Here is a 6526-nt window from a genome sequence, read left to right as displayed (position 1 = left end):
GGCACCACCACACCGACAATGGGCGCCTATCAGGTCGTGTGGGCCATTTCCGCAGTCGCCAGCCTGCTGATCGTTCCACTCATCCTGGTCAGGACCGGTCAGATCACGATCGACAAGGAACAGTCATGACCTTTTTCCCCGAGGCCCTCGAGCTGACCGGCGACCTCATCTCGCTGCGTCACGCACTGCACCGCGAACCCGAGCGCGGCCTCCACTTGCCCCAGACACAAAGCAAAGTACTCGCGGCGCTCGATGGGCTCCCGTTGGAGGTCCACACCGGGTCGGAACTCACCTCTGTCACGGCGGTACTTCGTGGCGAGCGGCCCGGACCGGTCGTGCTGCTGAGAGGCGATATGGACGCGCTCCCGCTCCACGAGGAGTCCGGTGTCGAATACACCTCCGAGATCGACGGCGCCATGCATGCGTGCGGTCACGATCTGCACACCGCGATGCTGGTCGGATCTGCACGACTGCTGGCACGACGAATAAGCGAACTGCCCGGATCAGTCATCTTCATGTTCCAGCCCGGGGAAGAAGGCTTCAACGGCGCTGCCCGAATGATCGAGGAAGGGGTCCTCGAAGCGGCGGGCGAACCACCCGTCGCGGCGTATGCCGTTCACGTGACCTCGAGTCGCCTCCCAATCGGCAAGTTTACGGCACGGCCCGGCACCATGTCGGCGTCGGAGACGACGATCGAGGTCACCGTCCGCGGAAAGGGGGGGCACAGCTCACGCCCACACACTGCCGCCGACCCGATTCCCGTGGCTGCCGAAATGGTCACTGCGGCACAGATCCAGATCACCCGCACCACCGACGTCTTCGATCCGGTCGTGTTCACGGTCGGGACATTCCATGCCGGCACGGCGGTGAACGCGATCCCGGAAACCGCGAGCTTCGCCGGGTCATTGCGGACCTGCTCGGAGAAGAACTGGCGTGCCGTCCCGGAACGCCTCGAGGCACTGTTCGAAGGTATCGCCGCCGCCCACGGCCTCAGCGTCGAAGTCACGATTCACGCCGGCTACCCGGCGGTTGTCAATGAAGCCGATGCGATCGACTTGGCCGGCCGAGTCGCATCGCACATCTCAGGCGACGACGGCTGGGGCATCGACGAACACCCGATCATGGGATCCGAGGACTTCTCCTGGGTACTGCAGAAGATTCCCGGCGCGATGGTGAGTTTAGGCGCCCGTCCTGCGGGTGCTGACACCTCTGCACCGACGAACCACAGCACCAAGGCCGTGTTCGACGACGCAGCACTACCGTACGGCGCCGCGTTCATGGCCGATATGGCTTGGGAGCGTCTGCAACTCGGCTGACCGCCGATGATCGGGACAGCAGGCCGCCGGCCGTCCCAGCCAAGGTTCTAGTGCGGCGTGGGTAAGTATTGCCAGTCAGGGCGAGGACGATAGAGCGTTCCTCGCACAACCCTTAGTTTCGACGAGGACGCTCACAATCCCGAAGGCTTCCTCAGTACTTTCAGAGGTGAAATCCCATGAACTCCCGTGAGTATCGTCAATTGCGCCAGAGACGTCGCGCTAGTCGGGTCGAAGCAGACCGCAGACGCACCCATCCTGACATCGAGGCGGACCGCCTCATCGGGTTCGCTAGCATGTGGGCGCCATTCGGGGGCGCTTCCGAGGAGGACATCCTTCTACAGTTCGGGATGACGCGCCGCCGGTTCCTCGAGCGATTGTGGCAGGTCGTCCCTGAGTCGAACTGCGCCCGAGCCGAGATGGACAGTTTGGTGGACGCCTACCCGCACCACCGGAGAGGTTCCTCACTCATTCCGTAAACAGTAGAAACCTGTTACGTAGAAAACCTAAATCTTCTACCTTCCAACGGGTTTCAAAATTTGGGCGAGCTCAGCGCAAAGCAGGAAAAAATGTGGAACAACTGTAATGACAGTGACATCCTCGATTATGCGCTTCTCTGGGATCCGCTTGGAGGTCCCGCTCCGGAGAACGTTGCGACCGCCTTCTCGATCAGTATGAGCGAGTACAACGACAGGCTCCGAGACGCCGCGAGGTTACAGTTGGCCCGGCTAGAGCACGGCACCGCCTCTCCCGAGCGTATCTATGGCTTCTCGTCACTTGCGGCGCTCAGCGTCTCCGCAAGCGTTTGCCGGCAGTGCCTATGATCCCGGCAAGTGCGGTGCGTTGACGCAAATGAGTGTGAGCCGCTGATTCGAAGGTGGTTCTGATCGAACCGCCACGGCACCGACAGCGCGCGGGTTCAGCGGTATATCCTGGTAACTCAGGATCAGAGGTGAAGTGCATGGGTGATCCGCTGAACACTCGGCGTGTGGCGGTTCCGACGGCCCCGGCCGAGCTGACAGCGGCCGGATTCGAGGACGCCGACGAGATCGGGCGTGGTGGCTTCGGAGTGGTCTACCGCTGCACTCAAGTGGCCCTGGATCGCACGGTGGCAGTGAAGGTGCTCATCGCTGAGCTCGACGAGGAGAACCGGGCGCGATTCCTCCGCGAGCAACGGGCGATGGGCCGGCTTACTGGGCACCCGAACATCGTCAACGCCCTGGAGGTGGGTGCCACCGAGAGTGGTCGCCCCTACCTGGTGATGCAGTACCACCCGAAGGGCTCGCTGGAGGCGTGGATTCGTCGGCACGGTCCGTTTGCGTTGGAGGACGCGCTGCGACTGGGCGTGAAGATGGCGGGTGCACTCGAAACCGCCCACCAGCTCGGCATCCTCCATCGCGACGTCAAACCCGGCAACATCCTGCTCACCGACTACGGCGAGCCGGCCCTGTCCGACTTCGGTATCGCACACATCTCTGGAGGATTTCGGACCGCCACCGGCACCATCACGGGCTCACCGGCGTTCACCGCCCCGGAGGTTCTCGGTGGTGATCCCCCCAGTTCCGCTTCGGATGTCTACGGGCTCGGTGCGACCCTGTTCTGCAGCCTCACGGGCCACGCTGCCTTCGAGCGCCGCAGCGGTGAGAATGTGGTGGCGCAGTTCGTGCGGATCACCACTGAGGTTGTTCCGGATCTGCGCGAGAACGGTATCGCCGCCGACATGTGCGCGGTGATCGAGCATGCGATGGCGAGGGATCCGCACGAGCGACCATCGGCGGCAGCACTGGGCGATGAACTCCGTCGGGTTCAAGTGCATCAGGGCTTCCCGATCGACGACATGGCGATGCGGGTCGAACCGGGGGCCGAACGGCGAGAGCCGCGACCAGTCTCGCGTGGATGGAGCACGGCGCCACCACCCGCGGCGCGGGGCGCGAGAGGAAATCTGCCACTGGAGTTGACCAGTTTCGTCGGTCGCCGAAGCGAGCTGTCCGAAGCCAAGAATCTGCTGTCCGGATCACGCCTGGTTACGATGACCGGCATCGGGGGTGTCGGGAAGACACGCTTGGCGCTGCGGGTCGCGACGAACGCCCAACGGGATTTCGCCGATGGAGCATGGCTTGTCGAGCTGGGTGAACTGCGCGACGACTCGTTGCTGGTCGACGTGGTGGCTGCGACCCTTGGCGTGCAGGACCACTCGGCGAGACCATTGCACGAGATATTGGTGGAGTTTCTCGCGCCACGCGAGCTGATCCTGGTGCTCGACAACTGTGAGCAGGTGGTCGACGCGGTGGCGGACCTGACTGAGACGCTGCTGCGAACATGCCCGGGATTGCGTATTCTCGCGACCAGTCGCGAACCGATCGGTATCGGCGGGGAATCGGTGCTGCGAGTGTCACCGCTCACCGTCCCCGAAAGTGACCGTGAACCATCGCTGCGGGGAATGCCCCGATACGACGCGGTGACACTGTTCGCCGAACGGGCCGCTGCCGCGGTACCGGGATACGAAATCACTGAACACAACCGGGTCGCGGTAGCGCGGATCTGCGCCCGACTGGACGGGTTACCGCTGGCGATAGAGCTGGCGGCGGCTCGATTGCGGGCGATGTCACCCGAGCAAATTCTGCAGAGGCTGACCAACCAATTCGCCCTACTCACCCTCGGCGCCCGAGGCGCACCGACGCGACAACAGACGCTTCGATGCAGCATCGACTGGAGCTACGACCTCTGCACACCGCACGAACAACGGCTGTGGGGCCGGTTAGCGGTGTTCGCTGGAAGTTTCGAACTTGATGCCGCAGAGGACATTTGCGGCACGGACGTCGCGCCGGGGGATCTGCTCGACTCGGTGACCTCCCTGATAGACAAGTCGATCCTGATCCGAGAGGAATCGAACGACGTCATCCGCTTCCGGCTACTCGAAACCATGCACGATTACGGCCGGGAGCAGATACAGCGAACCGGCGAGTACCCACAGCTGGTCCGGCGTCACCGGGACTGGTATCGGCGGTTGGCGCTCGACGCGGAGGCGGGGTGGATCGGTCCCGAACAACTCGACTGGATCGCCCGCCTCGGGCGGGAGCTGCCGAATCTGCGGGAGGCTTTGGAGTGTTGCGTATCCGAGGGCAACGACGTCGGTGCCGAGGCCGGGCTGAGTCTCGCGACAGCGCTCTTTCCGTTCTGGAACTCCCAGGGCCTCTACAGCGAGGGCCGGCGTTGGCTCGACCGAGTCCTATCCCTCGAGGCGGGGCAGCCAGCAGCCGGACGGGTCAAAGCGCTCTACGCCGACAGCGTCCTGGCCGGGATACAGGGTGATCTTCGGTCGGAAGCCTCCCTGGTGGCCGAAGGCCGCAGGCTGGCCGAAGTGACGACCGACCCCATGACGCATGCTCTCGTCGACTACGCCGACGGCATTCTAGCGCTCTTGAGCGATGATCTCGGCAGGGCGTGCCGCCGCCTCGAGGACGCCCGCGCGGGGTTCGGCACTCGAGGAGACCGCCTTCGGCAGATCGGTGTTCTGAACATGCTCGGTCTGGCATACGAACTGCGTGGCGAGACGGAGCGGGCGATCGGGTGTCACGAGTACGTACTCTCGATCACGGGGGCTTGCGGCGAATCAACGTATCGATCGTATGCACTGTGGGCCATGGGCGTTGCAGTGTGGCGACAGGGCGAGCAGCAACATGCGGTGGAGCTGCTCGAACAGGCGTTGCGCCTAGCTCGGCAGGTGAACAACCCTCGCACCACCGCATCGTGTCTTCAAGCACTGGCCTGGATCGCCGGCCAGGAGCGCAAGGCTCAGCGAGCAACCGTACTGATGGGAGCCGCTGAGCAGTTGGGGTACTCCGTCGGTAGCGTGACGGTCTTGTTCCCCCATCTGCGCTCGTACCAAACAGAATGTGAGCGGGTGTCCCGCCGGGCACTAGGTGATCGAGCATTCGATGCAGCACGCCGGCGAGGCAAGACTCTCGATCTCGACGCTGCCATCGCCTACGCTCTCGACGAGCAGGCCCCGGACAGGACTCGCCCTGCAGGGTCAACGGCAGAACTGACCAAACGTGAACGCCAAGTGGCCGATCTGGTTGCCGAGGGCTTGACCAACAAGGCGATCGCCGCCAAACTCGTGATCTCGCAGCGCACGGCGCAAGGACACGTGGAACGCATCCTGACGAAGCTGGGATTCACCTCACGGATACAGATCGCGGCCTGGATCGTGGAGCAGAGTCGAAATAGGCGCGCCTGACCGGCGAGCTTCGTTGCACCGCCAATGAGGGCAGGCGCCCCTTTCGCTGATGGCCTCTGACCGCTCATCGGCTGGCAAGTCCTGACAGTCCCGCAACACGGCGGTGAGAGTCTGTCTCCAGCTCCTCGTAAACGCGTTCAGAGCAAGTGGCCGGTCTCCAATAGTCGGTCCACCTGGTTCTGGAGCCGGGTTGTGATTGATACCGATTGCAGTTGCTCTCGCAGACCAAGGATGGTGCGGGTGGCTGCATCGGGCAGCGTACTCGACCAGCGTCAGGTAGCCCAGGCCCGTGTGCCACGTACTGCCAATACGTGTTTCGTCAGAGGTGTATCAAAAGGGCCTTCCGCTTCGTGTGAGGTCCGACACAAACTTGGACCTCGAAGCTTCCCGAGGCTCCCGGCGGCATTCCGGCACCCGGTTGCGGGAATATCGGCGTCGATAATCCGCGCACCGACAACAATTGTTCGGCAGGCGAGACCTCGAAATGAGTTCGAATGACATTAACCGCAGACCCCCCGCAAAGTGCTGAACGTTCGCCTCCTTCCGGGCGCGCAGACTCGGACACGTCGACCTGTTCCAGATCAACGCCGCCGTCAGCGCCTTCTATCGCGCGGTGGCGGGTGTGGGACCGTTGACGGCGGCCGGATCCTGTCAGTGTGACCTCACTGAAGTCATGACGCCCTTCGAGGTCGTGGCAAAGCGCAGCGGTGTCACTGTGACGGTGCCTACCGGTGAAAGCCTTCCCACGCTGAGCTTCTTTCCGGAGGAGATCTGCGGTGCGTGCGAGACCCCGTGCAGTAAATGGATCGTCCTCGATATCTGAGTTCGGGTGGTCGAGTAGTGAGGCCAATAATGGCAAAGGATGGTTGCAAGAAATCATGGTTGCAAGAAATGGAGCTCGTGGTGAGTAATCAGATTCAAACCGCAGCAAAACCTCAGGGCCGGTTATCGCTGTTGACAGTGAGCCCCGCGG

General features: G+C 63.1%; 2 protein-coding genes. Both read left to right on the top strand.

The genetic code is table 11. The features are described from left to right. The first annotated feature begins 125 nt into the window (after window positions 1–125). Window positions 126–1316, top strand: coding sequence for a M20 family metallopeptidase (locus ACFTWF_RS44835; RefSeq protein WP_378467502.1), 1191 nt, complete (start codon window positions 126–128; stop codon window positions 1314–1316). 958 nt (window positions 1317–2274) lie between these two features. After that, a complete protein-coding gene (locus ACFTWF_RS44830) occupies window positions 2275–5553 on the top strand; it encodes a protein kinase (protein ID WP_378467501.1) in 3279 nt (1092 codons plus the stop codon). Window positions 5554–6526: the final 973 nt, after the last annotated feature.

This window comes from Rhodococcus sp. NPDC056960 (genome assembly GCF_042674125.1).
Classification (GTDB): domain Bacteria; phylum Actinomycetota; class Actinomycetes; order Mycobacteriales; family Mycobacteriaceae; genus Rhodococcus_F.
Note: the sequence above shows the minus strand (reverse complement) of the source record. Positions and strands in the feature narration are given on the sequence as shown.

Bases quoted from the DNA above. Each gene is read 5' to 3' on its own strand.
- ACFTWF_RS44830 (WP_378467501.1), top strand. From the start codon at position 2,275: ATGGGTGATCCGCTGAACACTCGGCGTGTGGCGGTTCCGACGGCCCCG.
- ACFTWF_RS44835 (WP_378467502.1), top strand. From the start codon at position 126: ATGACCTTTTTCCCCGAGGCCCTCGAGCTGACCGGCGACCTCATCTCG.